This window comes from Mesorhizobium escarrei (genome assembly GCF_935825525.1).
Classification (GTDB): domain Bacteria; phylum Pseudomonadota; class Alphaproteobacteria; order Rhizobiales; family Rhizobiaceae; genus Mesorhizobium; species Mesorhizobium escarrei.
The window spans coordinates 161636-174030 of sequence record NZ_CAKXZT010000168.1; the positions used below are offsets into that span (position 1 = coordinate 161636).

The 12395-nt window shown below is 61.4% G+C and carries 13 protein-coding genes and 1 pseudogene; 4 read left to right on the top strand and 10 right to left on the bottom strand.

Annotation, left to right across the window (positions count from 1 at the left end; translation table 11 throughout):
• Positions 1-119: 119 nt before the first annotated feature.
• Positions 120-848, top strand: coding sequence for an AzlC family ABC transporter permease (locus NMG80_RS31685; RefSeq protein ID WP_254021770.1), 729 nt, complete (start codon positions 120-122; stop codon positions 846-848).
• A complete protein-coding gene (locus tag NMG80_RS31690; RefSeq protein WP_077383210.1) occupies positions 845-1141 on the top strand; it encodes an AzlD family protein in 297 nt (98 codons plus the stop codon). The genes NMG80_RS31685 and NMG80_RS31690 overlap by 4 nt, the downstream gene beginning before the upstream one ends.
• A gap of 76 nt (positions 1142-1217) precedes the next feature.
• On the opposite strand, the gene NMG80_RS31695 is transcribed toward NMG80_RS31690, so the two are convergent.
• The 9 genes and pseudogenes from NMG80_RS31695 to NMG80_RS31735 form a co-directional block, all read right to left on the bottom strand.
• A complete protein-coding gene (locus NMG80_RS31695; protein ID WP_254021771.1) occupies positions 1218-2030 on the bottom strand; it encodes a 3-methyl-2-oxobutanoate hydroxymethyltransferase in 813 nt (270 codons plus the stop codon).
• Between the two features lie 10 nt (positions 2031-2040).
• Positions 2041-2189 (bottom strand): annotated as a pseudogene (locus NMG80_RS31700) (hydroxypyruvate isomerase); the annotation flags it as partial.
• 30 nt (positions 2190-2219) lie between these two features.
• On the bottom strand, positions 2220-2531 hold the full coding sequence (locus tag NMG80_RS31705; protein ID WP_254021772.1) for a MocE family 2Fe-2S type ferredoxin: 312 nt from the start codon (positions 2529-2531) through the stop codon (positions 2220-2222).
• A gap of 9 nt (positions 2532-2540) precedes the next feature.
• Positions 2541-3500, bottom strand: coding sequence for a sugar phosphate isomerase/epimerase family protein (locus NMG80_RS31710; RefSeq protein WP_254021773.1), 960 nt, complete (start codon positions 3498-3500; stop codon positions 2541-2543).
• 10 nt (positions 3501-3510) lie between these two features.
• On the bottom strand, positions 3511-4521 hold the full coding sequence (locus NMG80_RS31715; protein ID WP_254021774.1) for a Gfo/Idh/MocA family oxidoreductase: 1011 nt from the start codon (positions 4519-4521) through the stop codon (positions 3511-3513).
• 118 nt (positions 4522-4639) lie between these two features.
• Entirely contained in the window at positions 4640-5464 is an 825-nt protein-coding gene (locus tag NMG80_RS31720; RefSeq protein WP_254021968.1) for an ATP-binding cassette domain-containing protein, read from the bottom strand.
• 11 nt (positions 5465-5475) lie between these two features.
• Positions 5476-6513 (bottom strand): ABC transporter permease, encoded by a 1038-nt coding sequence (locus tag NMG80_RS31725; protein ID WP_254021969.1) that lies wholly within the window; start codon positions 6511-6513, stop codon positions 5476-5478.
• Positions 6514-6652: 139 nt separating this feature from the next.
• Entirely contained in the window at positions 6653-7639 is a 987-nt protein-coding gene (locus tag NMG80_RS31730) for a sugar ABC transporter substrate-binding protein (RefSeq protein ID WP_254021775.1), read from the bottom strand.
• Between the two features lie 90 nt (positions 7640-7729).
• Positions 7730-8746 (bottom strand): sterol desaturase family protein, encoded by a 1017-nt coding sequence (locus NMG80_RS31735; RefSeq protein ID WP_254021776.1) that lies wholly within the window; start codon positions 8744-8746, stop codon positions 7730-7732.
• 263 nt (positions 8747-9009) lie between these two features.
• On the opposite strand from NMG80_RS31735, the gene NMG80_RS31740 reads away from it, so the two are divergent.
• Positions 9010-10047, top strand: coding sequence for a LacI family DNA-binding transcriptional regulator (locus tag NMG80_RS31740; protein WP_254021777.1), 1038 nt, complete (start codon positions 9010-9012; stop codon positions 10045-10047).
• A 194-nt stretch (positions 10048-10241) separates the two neighbouring features.
• Here NMG80_RS31740 and NMG80_RS31745 read toward each other — a convergent pair whose 3' ends face one another.
• Positions 10242-10688, bottom strand: a complete 447-nt coding sequence (locus NMG80_RS31745) for a cupin domain-containing protein (RefSeq protein WP_254021778.1) — start codon at positions 10686-10688, stop codon at positions 10242-10244.
• Positions 10689-10908: 220 nt separating this feature from the next.
• On the opposite strand from NMG80_RS31745, the gene NMG80_RS31750 reads away from it, so the two are divergent.
• A complete protein-coding gene (locus NMG80_RS31750; RefSeq protein WP_367186040.1) occupies positions 10909-12366 on the top strand; it encodes a winged helix-turn-helix domain-containing tetratricopeptide repeat protein in 1458 nt (485 codons plus the stop codon).
• Positions 12367-12395 lie beyond the last annotated feature (29 nt).

The window sequence follows — 12395 nt, forward strand, 5'->3', positions numbered from 1 at the left end:
GTCAAAATGTTAGAGCGTCCTTTGCTCGTCCAAAAGGACGAGCGGCGCTCGGTGGATTCAAAGTGTTAGAGCGTCCTTGGCTCGTCCAAAAGGACGAGCGGCGCTCTAAGGAGTGGCTGATGTCGGCGGAAGCAATCTCCGAAAACCGCGCAAAAAGCGATTTCTGGCAAGGCGTGCGGCTCAGCTTGCCCGTCGTGGTGGCGGCGGCGCCATTTGGACTGCTGTTCGGGGCGCTTGCCGTCGACAACGGTTTTTCGGTGCTTGAAGCCTTCCTGATGAGCGCCATGGTTTTCGGCGGCGCCAGCCAGATGGTCGGCATCGAATTATTCGGGCAGCATGTCGCGCCATGGCTGATCGTGCTGTCGATCTTCGCCGTGAATTTCCGCCATGTGCTTTATTCCGCCGGTATCGGCCGGCGCATCGCGCACTGGCCGCCGGTGCAGCAGGCCGTCGGCTATTTTCTGCTCACCGATCCGCAGTTCGCAGTGGCTGAGCGCAAGGCGGAGACTGGCGAGACGGTCGGCTTCGCCTGGTATATGGGGCTTGGCCTGCCGGTCTATGTGTTCTGGGTGACCGAAAGCGCGCTTGGCGCGGTGTTCGGGAGGCTCATTCCTGACACACATGCGCTGGGCATCGACTTCCTGCTGCCGATCTATTTTCTCGGACTGGTCATGGGCTTTCGCAAACGGCCGCTGTGGCTGCCGGTGGTCGTCGCCAGTGCTGCCGCCTCCATCATCGCCTACAAGACGGTAGGCTCGCCCTGGCACGTCTCGATTGGCGCCGTGGCCGGCGTGCTGCTCGCGGTCATCCTGCCGCCGCACCATAGCGGTGTTGAGGCGCGGCCATGAGCACAACCCTGTGGATCATCATCGCCGGTGCGATTGCGACCTATCTGACCCGCATCGGCGGCCATCTGGTGATCTCGCGCTTCGAAAACATCCATCCGCGCGTCGAGGCCGGGCTGAACGCCGTGCCTGCCGCGGTGCTGACGACGCTGGTGGCGCCGGCAGCACTTGGCGCCGGGCCGGCGGAATGGGCGGCATTGATCGTCGCCGGGCTGGTCTCGCTGCGCGGCGGGCTTATGGCGATGTTTTTGGCCGGCGCCGCTGTGCTGGTCCTCGCCCGCCAGTTCGTCGGCTAACCGGACCGGCTGAGTACGCCGCGCGCAAGTCTTTCACCTGAGACGGAGCTCGGTCCGGGTTGGGGAATTCGCCAGTCTAGAGGCCCAGACCCGCCTTGAATGCAGAAAGCTCTTCGTCGGTGATGGGGCCCACGTGCTGCGGCTCGGGATAGGCGCTGGTTTGCACGTCGGAGATGAACTCGCGATAGGCGGCGATGCGCTCGCGCTGCAACCGTTCATATTCGGCGGCGAAGTTGCGATAGGTTATCGCGTGGCGCGGCTTGTGGCCAGCGGTGTGGCCGAGCACGTCCTCGCTGAAAAGGTACTGCGCGTCGGCGTGCGGTCCGGCACCCATGCCGAGCATGATCATCGGCGTACTCCTGGTGATCAGTTCGCCGATCCGGTCGGGCACCACCTCCAACTCCGCGCCGAAGCAGCCAATGGCCTCCAGGCGTTTCACATGGTCCCACACGACGCGCGCGCTCTCAGCCGTCCTGCCGACGGCCTTGAACCCGCCGGTCCAGGTGCATTGCGAAGGGATCAAACCGACGTGGGCGACGATCGGGACCGCGTTGTCGCAGAGCGCCTTCTGGATATCGAGTGAGGCGGCGCAATAGAAGCAATCGCCGCCCAGCCGCATGAAGTGATAGGCGGCTTTGAGATAATCCTTGGCTGTCGCCAGATCGCCGGCAGGGCCGTAGGGGAGCCCGACCTGAACGAAGCATCGGCCGGCCGCCTCGCGCATCTCGGGCGAGAAGAAGCGGCCCTCGATCGAAAGCATGTCGACGCCGGCCGCGTCCGCTGCCGCCGCCTCTTCGATGGTAGTGACGTAAAGCATGGATATCTTTTGTGCACGGCCTTTCATGGCGCGTATGTCGGCGACGGTGGGTCGGGTGCTCTTGGTGACCATTCTTGTTCCCTCAGACTGTGAAGCTTCGCGGAAGGCCTAGCGCCACCTCGGGATCGCCGGAGGCAAACGCCTCCATCCCCACCGGCCCGCGGTAGCCCATGCCCTTCAGTGCAGGGCGATGCCCCTGTAGTCGATCTCGCCTGTGCCGGTCGCTCGGCGCAGGCCGCAAGGACAAAGGTACCAGCCATTTCAGATCTCAACATACACGCGGCCGTCCTCGACCTTGGTGTTGTAGGTTTTCAGGTTCACGCAGACCGGTGCGCGCAGCGCTTCGCCGGTCCGGTAATCGAACACGCCATTATGCTTCGGGCATTCGATCCTGTACTGCATGACCAGGCCGCCACTCAGATGCACCTTTTCGTGGGTGCACAGGCCATCGGTGCAAAAGAATTCGTCATCGGGACTGCGATAAATGGCGAAGGTCCGGCCATCATGATCGAAGCGGATCAGGTCTTCGTTCTCGATGTCGTCTGCCGAGCAGGCGTCGATCCATTCAGTCATCTTTCTTCCTCAGATTTCTTGCGGTTTGTAGTCGCTCGCCGTGGTAGGCATGACGTCTTTGAGGAGCGAAACCGACTTCTCCAGCCCTTCGAGACTGTTGAGCATGACATCCTCATGCTCGATCGACAGCCAGCCGTCGTAGCCGGCCATTTTCAGCCGGTAGCAGAACTTGCGCCACCATTCCTCGCCGTGGCCGAATCCGAGCGTGATGTAGCTCCAGGAACGTGCCGGGATGTCCATCAGGCTGCCGTTTTCCAGAAGACTGGTCGTTGCCTGGACTGGCGCGTTCAGCATCGTGTCCTTGGCATGAACGTGGAACAGCGCCCCGCCGAGGGCCTCGGCCGCGACGAGCGGATCGGCACCCATCCAGAACAGGTGCGAGGGATCGAGGTTGGCACCGACGAGAGGTCCGACTGCCTGGCGTAGCCTCAGCAGCGATGGCACATTGTACACGCACTGGTTGCCGTGAAGTTCGAGCGCGATGCGTTCTACGCCGCTTTCGCTCGCCAGCGCTGTGATTTCTTCCCAGAACGGAATGAGCACGTCAGTCCACTGATAGCGCAGGATCGACTGGGTCTCCGGTGGCCAGGACGAAACGACCCAGTTCGGCATCCTGTCCTCGGCACTCCCGGCCGGCAAACCCGACATGGTGCAGACGGTCTTGATGCCCATTTCGCCAGCGAGGCGGATCGTGTCCTTCAGGCACTCTGCCTGGGCAGGCTCGGTCGGGTGCAGCGGGTTTCCATTGGCATTCAGGCTGATCACGTCGAGGCCGCGGTCCGCAAAGGCGTTGCGAAATTCCGTTCGGGCGCCTGCGCTGGACTTCATCCTGGCCAGGTCGAAATGCGGTGCCGTCGACCATCCGCCGGTGTTAATCTCGACACCATCGACACCGAGACGCACCGCCTCGTCCAACAACTCTTCAAACGTACGACTGCCAAGGCTGTCGGATACAAAACCCAGTTTCATGATGCTTTCCCTAGCGATGATAGAATGAAGGCTTTTCGGCGCATTCGACGACCACTTTGCCGCCTTCGGAGAGCGCCTTTACGCCGGCCTCGGCGGTCAGCGTCGCACAGTAGCCATCCCACGCATTGGCTGCGATCGGCGAGGGCACACCCGTCTCGACGAACTTGAGCCAAGCCTTGTTCTGTAGCCGGTAGGCTTCGGCAAAACGAGGACGCCAATCGGGGGCGTAGCGCTCCAGCGACTGGAGTTCGATATTGATGCGGGAGTGGACCGGCGCGCCCAGAAAGACCGAGCCTTTCTCGCCCACCAACTCACCGCGTACGTCATAACCATAGGCTGCATTGTTGTTGATCTCGATATTCACCAGCTGGCCGCCAGATGTTTCCAGCACCATGAAGACCGGCGCACCGGTCCGTGAAGCGTCGACCCCTGCGGGCTGGAAGACCGAGATCGAAGAATAGTCGGTGTCGAGGACGAACCGCGCCACGTCGAATTCGTGCGGCGCCGAATTGGTGATCGCCATCAGCCCGGTGAAGTTTGCCGGCGCCGAGACGTTGCGGTGGAAATTGTGCATGATGACTGCCTGGCCGAGGGTGCCATCGCTGAGCAACGCCTTCATCTCCGCATAGGCAGGATCGAAGCGACGCATGAAGCCGATCTGCACGAACGGTCGACCGGCCTTCATTTCCGCCTGGATGACACGCATGCAATCGGCCGAACTGGGTGCCAGCGGTTTCTCGCAGAGAACGGGTTTTCCGGCCCAAATGGCAGCCAGCGTCAGCGACGCGTGAGTTTCGTCCGGGCTCGCGATCAGGGCGGCGTCGACGTCGGAACGTGCAATCGTCGCAAGCGCATCGGATGCAACATCCTTTGCGCCGCATTCGTCGGCCAGGGTCCGGGCGCGCTCTTGCGACGGGTCGCAAACCACCTGCAGAACGGCCCCGGGCAAATCGCCGGCAACAATGCGCGCATGATCCGCGCCCATGATTCCGGCGCCGATTACAGCGATGCGAACAGTCATGATTTTCTCTCTCTGGTTTCTGGCAGAAACCGGCCGGCGGAGCAGCTCATTCCGCCGGCCGGGTCAGAAGATGCCCCTGTGGAGGTGGGCAACTTCCGAGATCCTCGTCGGGCGCTGTCTACCGCAAATCGGCAACAGGTGGTGCGCGCCCTTCATGCGCCGACTGATACGATTCGATTTCGGCTTCGAGCTCCGCCATCGCTTCGCCGCCAGCCATAAGATCGGTGATTTCCTCGCGAGTCTTTTCGCCCTTGCGGAAATCGGCTGCCAGGGCACCCCTGATGAGGACAGCAAAATGATCGCCTACGGTCAGGGCGTGAATGACCTGGTGGGTGATGAAAATCACTGCAAGGCCACGCTTGCGCGCCTCGAGCACGATCCTCAGCACATGGGCTGCTTCCTTGACGCCGAGCGCCGCGGTCGGTTCGTCGAGGATCAGGACCCGGGCACCGAAATGGACGGCACGGGCAATGGCCAACGACTGGCGTTCGCCGCCGGACAGACCGCCCACGAGGCGGTCGCCGTCGTCGATCCGCGTTATGCCAAACTCCTGGACCGCTTTGACGGCAATTTCATTCGCCTTCCTGCGATCGTAGATGCTGAATGGTCCCCATTTCCTTGTCGGCTCAACGCCCACGAAGAACGATCGCCCGATGCTCATCAGAGGAAACGCTCCGCCGAACTGATGGACCGTCGAAATGCCGAGATCGCTGGCATAGCGAGGGCTCGCGAACTGGATCGGCTCACCATCCATCAAGATCGTACCCGAAGTCGGTTGGTGGACGCCGGAAAGGATCTTGATCAGGGTCGACTTGCCGGCGCCATTGTCGCCGAGCAAACAGAGGACCTCGCCGGCCTTAACAGCAAGGGAGATGTCGTGGAGCACATCAATAGGCCCGAAAGACTTGTTGACGTTCGACAGCTGCAGAATTGGTTCGGCCATAGTGATCGTCCTCACTTCTTCTTCGGCGTGTAAGTCAACGCCATCTTGCGGAACGTGTTGTTCATGAGGACTGCCGCCAGCAGCAGGACACCGATGATAAGGCTCGCCCAATTTGCATCGAAGCCGGTGTAGAAGATGCCCTGGTTGACAATGGCAAAGGTGATTGTTCCGAAAACGATACCCACCACGGAACCGAAGCCGCCTGTAAGCAGCACGCCGCCGATGACCACCGATATTATCGAGTTGAAGATGAATGACTGGCCGGTCGAAACCTGAGCGCTGTTGTACAGGAGCGCCTGCGACACGCCGACGAATGCCGCGCACAGGCCGCTGCCCATGAACAACAGGGTGATCACCCTGTCGGTGGGTATCCCGGCGTTGCGCGCGCTTACCTTGTCGCCGCCCAGTGCGAGGATCCAGTTGCCGTATCGCGAGAAGTGCAGCAGGTAGCCGACGATGATAGCGGCGCCTAGCCACCAGAAAATGGTGACCTGGAACATTCCGCCGACAAATTGCCCCAAAATGGCCTTGGCCAACGGGTCGGCCCGGATCGCGACGCCGGTGCTGCCGGTCAGAATGATGGCGACGCCGAGCGTTAGCCCTGCCACGGCAAAGAGGCTGCCGAGCGTGACGATCAGCGACGGCACGGCCGTTCGAATGACGAGAACCCCATTGATGAAGCCCACGAGCAGTCCGAGGCCCAGCGCGGCAAGAACACCGACCATGATCGGAAGATCATAGTAGCCCGAAATAGTCGCGACGGTCATCGATGCCGCCGGGATGACCGAGCCGATGGAGATATCCAGTTCGCCCGCGATCATCAGGAGTCCGACCGGAAGCGCCACGATCCCGATCTCGGATGCAACGTTCAGCCAACTCGCCGTGCCACCCGCGGTTACGAAATTGGCGCCGCCGAAAATGGCGAAGAACGCGAAGACCGCCACCATACCCAGAAAAGATCCCACTTCAGGGCGACGCATGAGAATGCCGATTGACGACCAAAGGTTGGGGGTTGACCCAGCCTTGGCAGCTGTTTGAATTTCGACCATTGAATTCATTGGGAATCCCCGGCGTTTCTTTGAGACGCGCTGCTCACACTGCGGCGCAGTACTCACTGCGAGAATATGCCCGGCCGTCGGCCTTGCTTTCAGGCCGGACACATCGATTGCGAAGCGTTTGCGACTGATGCTATCGCGCGCCAGCCTGCACGCCCGCCATCGTCGCATCGACGTTCGATGCATCGACGACGCCGGGGCCGGTCAGTATCTCGCGTGTCGGAACGGTCAGACCATAGTTGACGTGACCGTTCAGGATCGACACCGCCAGGTAACCCTGAAGGTAGCCTTGCTGGTCGATGGTGAACAACTGCGATCCGGATTTGATGTTGGCCAGGATAGTCTGGTCCATGTTGACGCCGCCGAGCTTGACCTTGTCGCTCAAGCCCGCCTGCATGATACCGTTTGCAGCGCTGTTGGCGTCGACATTGCCGATCGTGTACACACCGACGACGTCCGGGTTCTGCAGCAGATGCGCCTTGAGGGCCTGTGCTACTGCGGTCGGGTTGCCGAAGCTGCTCATCGGCAGGGGCAATTCGACGCCCTTGCCGCCATGCTTGGCGATACCGGCAAGCAGGCCCGCACATTGCGCACGAAGGTTGGCAGCACCAGGAAGGGTATTAACGCAGACCACGTTCTTCAGGTCGTGGTTCCCGAAATACTCGCCGCCGGCAAAGCCCGCCTTGTAGTCGTCGCTGCCGATGTAGTTCATGGCGCCAAGCCGGTCGGCCGCGTCGAGACCACCAGCATTGTAGATAATGAGCGGGATGCCGGCCGCCACCACAGCCTTGAAGGCTTCGTCCATGGATTCAGGCACCCAGTCCGGGCCGACGATGGCGTCCGCATGCTGCGAGATCGCGGTCCGGATCAGGTCAGCCGCATCGGCGCCGAGATTGTCATAGTTCTGCGGCCCGAGCCACGTCACCGAGCCGCCCTGCGCCTCGACGACCTTGCCGGCGTCCTCTGCTCCGCGCTTGACGATCGACCAGAACGGATCATCGGCCTTGCCGCCGATGACGAAGATCTTCGCTCCCTTGGACTCCGCCATGGCGGACGTAGCGGCTGTCGCAGCCACGCCGGCCAGCACGATCGCCGACAAGAGTTTGGTGATACGCTTCATATCTTTCTCCTCCCATTTGCCGTCTTCAGACGGGGTTTTAGAAAATCTCGAGCGCGCCGCCTCCCTCCCGGTTGCGCGCCTTGTGTCGCGTCAGTGGCTCGCCGCCCTGGCGTTCACGCGCTCCCGCTTTTTCCGGAACCGGGCGTCCATCAGGGCGTCGCCCTCCTTGGTGCCGTCGTGCCAAGTGCCGAACCATTTATCGAGCGGGATCAGCCCCTCGCCGCCGTAGTTCACCTCGAAATATTTGTGGTGCAGGTAGTGGGCATAGGCTTCGCTTGAGAGGGCCGTATCCTCAGTCAGCTCCAGCTTTTCGAAACCGAGATGGCCGTTGACCGCTCCGAAGCCGGCGACATGCAGCTGGAACAGCGCAACAATCGGATTGGACGGGATGACCAGGTGCCAGAAGGCGACGGCATGATAGAGGAAGCCTTCCACCGGATGCATCGACAGCGATGACCAGGGAGAGGGATTGATCGAATTGTGATGGACCGAGTGGATCCAGCGATAGAGCGGGGCCCAGTGGATCAGCCGGTGGATGAAGAAGAAGTGCACCTCGTGGATGGCGGGCGCGATCAGCACCAGCGCTGCGAGATAGACAGGGTGGTCCTGCCAGCCGACCCACGGCACGTAGCCATTGGCAAAGCACCACAGGAAGATGACTTCGACCACAGTCCATAGCGGGATCGTGATGAAAAAAGAGCGCAGGAAGTTGTCCAGGTTCTGGCTCTGGAACCAGAAGACATCCGAAGGCGTGTCGCCTGGGAATTTGTGGTTGTATTTGAAGCGCGTCGCCTGGGCGCGCTGGACGTAGTAGCGCAGCTCGAAAATGCCGTAGAAGACGAAGATCGCCGCGGCATTGACGGCATAAAGCCATAGCGCCCAGCCCCAGCTGATCGTCTTCATCGTCTCGACGTCGGGGACGATGTAGAACCAGTAGAGAAGTGCGGTGGCCATGTGGAAGGCATTCCACGGCCAGATGTAGCCCGGCAGCCATGCCAGGACCTTCGGCAGCTTCGGAGGCCAGCTCCAGAACGGCGCTATCTCGAGGCGCCCGCTCGGCTTCCAGTCTCCGCGCTTGTCCCGCACGCCGTATTTGAGATCGTCCATGCCAGAACCTCCACTGGGCAGCGCCGGCAAGGATAGCCCGCATGCGCAGCCTCGCCCCGCCATACCGGAGGCCGGAACGCATCTGTGGAGCTGTTATCCATCGGCTGGCGGCGCGTCCGCCTTGCTTGCTTCTTGACTGATAAACATCTTGATCCAAAATGAATCAATAGTAGAACGTTTATTCCAATTTTTTTGTATCATTCGTATCAGAACGGCCTTATTTGTGATACTTTTGTATCATTATAATGTATGGATGAGATAGAATGGATCAGCGCAAGCGTCCAACGATCAAGGATGTGGCGATCGAGGCGAAGGTCTCCGTGGCCACTGTCAACCGGGTGCTGAGCGGCTCGGGCGTCGTCCGGCAAGGTACACGCGAGCGCGTAAGGCTGGCGGCGGAGCAGGTCGGCTTCTACGGCATGGGCGCGCTCAGAAGTCGCGTCGCGGCCGCCCGGCCGCGCTACAGGTTCGGCTTCCTGCTGCATCAGCCCGGCCGCGCCTTCTATCACAACGTGGCCTCGGCGCTGAGTCTGGCGGCGGAAGCAGTCGGCGACTGCGAAATCGAGGTGCGGACGGAATTTCTCGACGACCTGTCGCCGCAGAACATTGCGTCGCGCATGCTGGCGCTGGGCGGGGAATGCGACGCCCTGGGCGTGGTCGCCGCGGTCCACCCGCTTGTCGTCCAGGCGGTCGAGGCGCTGCAGGCCCGCAACGTGCCGGTCTTTGCGCTTATCTCGCAGATATCGGCGACCGGGGAGATTCACTATATCGGCCTGGACAACTGGAAGGTCGGGCGCACAGCCGCCTGGGTGTTCGAACACGTCTGCCGCGAGCCCGGAAAGCTCGGCATCCTCGTTGGCAATCACCGCTACCGGTGCCAGGAAATGAACGAGAGCGGCTTCCGCTCCTATTTCCGCGAGCACGCGCCGGGCTTCACCCTGCTCGAGCCGGTGCTGACCTTCGAATCCAGAGCCATAGCGCAGGAGATGACGGAGAAGCTGCTCGCCGACAATCCGGATATTTCTGGCCTCTACATCGCCGGTGGCGGCATCACCGGCGCGATCGCAGCGCTTCGGTCAACCGGTCGGGCCGGCAAACTGGTCGTCGTCGGCTACGAGTTGATGGACGTGACCCGCACAGCGCTGTTAGACGGCACGCTGACCTTCCTCATCTCACATCCACTCGCCCGCATCGCGCAGGAAGCCCTCGCCGGCATGGTGCGCGCCGTCTCCGCCCCGAATGAGAACGGCAACTTCACCACCATCTTGCCCTTTGAAATATACACCCGCGAGAATATCTAGCCGGCAATTTGCCAAGACCGGCAGCCCAGTGTGTCTGCTGCGGCGGCCCGCGCCCTTTCAAAAATCAAGACTTCTGGTCGTGCGGCACTCGCAGCCCGTTGCCCTGATGTGTCGGAGTTGCCAAGCCCCTCCGTCACAGCTGATCCCATGCCGATTGACCTGGCTCTACCAATCATTCCTACTAGGTCGCCTTTCTACGGTATTCTCCCGTCCATCTCCGGGAACAGGACGACGCTTTCCTGCGCGGTCGGTTCGTTGCGGGCGCCAATAAAGGTGGCGGGCGTGCTTGACCGGTTCACGGCAACGTGGAGCACGTTGGCTGGAATGTAGAGATAGTCACCGGGATGCACGACGTCCCGAAATTGCAGTTCATCCCCACTCCACATCTCCAGCTCGTCTCCGCTCAGCATATAAAATGCTGTTTCGTGACGCGCATGGACGTGGGCCTTGGTCCGTCTCCCCGGAGGCATTGTGGCGATGCCCAGCCAAAGCGCCTTTGCGCCGACGGTCTCTGAACTGATTCCCGGTAGATAGTCCGACCCCTGTTCGGCCCGATATGCCTTGCCACCTCTGACGACCACAGCCTTTCCCTCGCTGGGCGCCACACTGTTCGCTCCGGACGGTTGCTTCAACATCGTCATTTTCGACCTCCATTTGTGTTAGTCTGTGCGAAGACGGCCAAAATGACCGCTCGTCCGGCCGAAGTCCTAAAGGGGGAGGCGAAAAGTTCCGAATTCTTCCGAAGCCGATAAACGGAATGTCGCATCACCGCGCTGCTTAGCGTTCGGCCCGTTCGTGTTCGACATGCTGCGCGGGGCGCTTGTCCGAGAGGGCCGGCCGGTTGCGCTCGGGCAAAAAGGCTTGTCGTTGCTTCAAGCCCTGCTGGCGGCACCGACGCAAGTGCTGAGCAAGACGGCACTCATGGAAGCGGCTTGGCCCGATGCCGTTGTCGAGGAAAGCAATCTCTCTGTGCAGGTTGCCGCCCTGCGCAAGCTGCTCGGCTCACAGCCGGACGGCAGCGAGTGGATCGCCACGGTCCCGCGCACCGGATATCGTTTCGCCGGCAGCGTCCGTGTACTGGACGGCGCTGCAGATGGCGGGCTTCCTAGTTCCGGCCAGCCGACGAGTCTTCCCGAAAGACCATCCATCGCGGTTTTGCCGTTCGCCAATGTGAGCGACAACAAGGAACAGGCCTACCTGGCTGGCGGCATCACCGAGGACATCATCACAGCGCTGACAAGGTTCCGGTGGTTTCGGGTGATCGGGCGCGGTTCCAGCTTCGTCTACAAGGACAAGTCGGTCGACTCCAAGCAGGTGGCCCGCGAGCTTGGCGTCCGTTACGTGCTGGAAGGCAGCGTGCGCCGGTCCGGTGAGCACATCCGGGTCTCGACGCAACTGGTTGATGCCGCCTCGGCCAATCAGATCTGGGCCGAACGATACGAGATGGAGATGACGGAGGCGTTCGCCGTCCAGGATGCCATAGCCGAGCGGGTGGCTGGCGCGATCGAGCCCGAACTTCTCAAGACGGAGTCGCTTCCAGCCGCTGCACGCAGCAGCGGAAGCGCGACGGCGTGGGACCTGGTGCGGCAAGGTACCTGGCATTTCCACCATGTCGGCCGTCAAACTCACTTGAGTGCCCGCAAGCTGTTCCGGGAGGCATGCAGGCTCGACCCTGAGCTCGCAGAGGCCCATCTCTGGCTCGGCCGCGTGAGCGCCGGCATCGTTGCTTACGGCTGGAGCGACAAGCCGGCACAGGATATCCGGGAAGGCCTGGATGCAGCCTTGAAGGCGGTTCGGCTCGACGAGAAGAACCCCTATTCGCATTACGCGCTGGCCATCTGCAGCATCTACGCCAATGCACCGGAACAGGCCGTTCTTGCCGCGGAAAAGGCGATCGAGATCAGCCCAAGCTTCGCCCTTGGCCATCTGGTATTGGGAATGGGGCAGCTTTTCCGCGGCAGCGCATCCGAAGCGATAGCGCCGCTCGAACACGGCCTTATGTTGAACCCTTACGATCCGCAGAACTTCGTCTGGTTCAATGTCGTGGCGCTCGCCTACCTATTCGCAGGACAGGCAAACGAGGCGCTTGCCGCAGCCATCAAGGCGCGCAAGATCGCTCCCGCATGGCGGCCTACTCACGAAACACTCGCCTGCTGCTACGTTTCGCTCGGCCGCCTGCCGGAGGCAAGATCTTGCGTTGAGCTGATGCGGGAAATGGAAAATCCTTCAGGCGATGCCTTGGCGCCGCTCAGGCTGCGCAATTTACATTGGGCAGACGATATGGCGCATCTGTTGAAGAAAGCCGGTTGGCAGCAATAAGACTACAGATCGGCATCGTCTGTGCGATA

Excerpts from the sequence above, each read along its gene's own strand:
- NMG80_RS31685 (WP_254021770.1), top strand. The coding sequence starts at position 120 with ATGTCGGCGGAAGCAATCTCCGAAAACCGCGCAAAAAGCGATTTCTGG.
- NMG80_RS31690 (WP_077383210.1), top strand. The coding sequence starts at position 845 with ATGAGCACAACCCTGTGGATCATCATCGCCGGTGCGATTGCGACCTAT.
- NMG80_RS31695 (WP_254021771.1), bottom strand. The coding sequence starts at position 2,030 with ATGGTCACCAAGAGCACCCGACCCACCGTCGCCGACATACGCGCCATG.
- NMG80_RS31705 (WP_254021772.1), bottom strand. The coding sequence starts at position 2,531 with ATGACTGAATGGATCGACGCCTGCTCGGCAGACGACATCGAGAACGAA.
- NMG80_RS31710 (WP_254021773.1), bottom strand. The coding sequence starts at position 3,500 with ATGAAACTGGGTTTTGTATCCGACAGCCTTGGCAGTCGTACGTTTGAA.
- NMG80_RS31715 (WP_254021774.1), bottom strand. The coding sequence starts at position 4,521 with ATGACTGTTCGCATCGCTGTAATCGGCGCCGGAATCATGGGCGCGGAT.
- NMG80_RS31720 (WP_254021968.1), bottom strand. The coding sequence starts at position 5,464 with ATGGCCGAACCAATTCTGCAGCTGTCGAACGTCAACAAGTCTTTCGGG.
- NMG80_RS31725 (WP_254021969.1), bottom strand. The coding sequence starts at position 6,513 with ATGGTCGAAATTCAAACAGCTGCCAAGGCTGGGTCAACCCCCAACCTT.
- NMG80_RS31730 (WP_254021775.1), bottom strand. The coding sequence starts at position 7,639 with ATGAAGCGTATCACCAAACTCTTGTCGGCGATCGTGCTGGCCGGCGTG.
- NMG80_RS31735 (WP_254021776.1), bottom strand. The coding sequence starts at position 8,746 with ATGGACGATCTCAAATACGGCGTGCGGGACAAGCGCGGAGACTGGAAG.
- NMG80_RS31740 (WP_254021777.1), top strand. The coding sequence starts at position 9,010 with ATGGATCAGCGCAAGCGTCCAACGATCAAGGATGTGGCGATCGAGGCG.
- NMG80_RS31745 (WP_254021778.1), bottom strand. The coding sequence starts at position 10,688 with ATGACGATGTTGAAGCAACCGTCCGGAGCGAACAGTGTGGCGCCCAGC.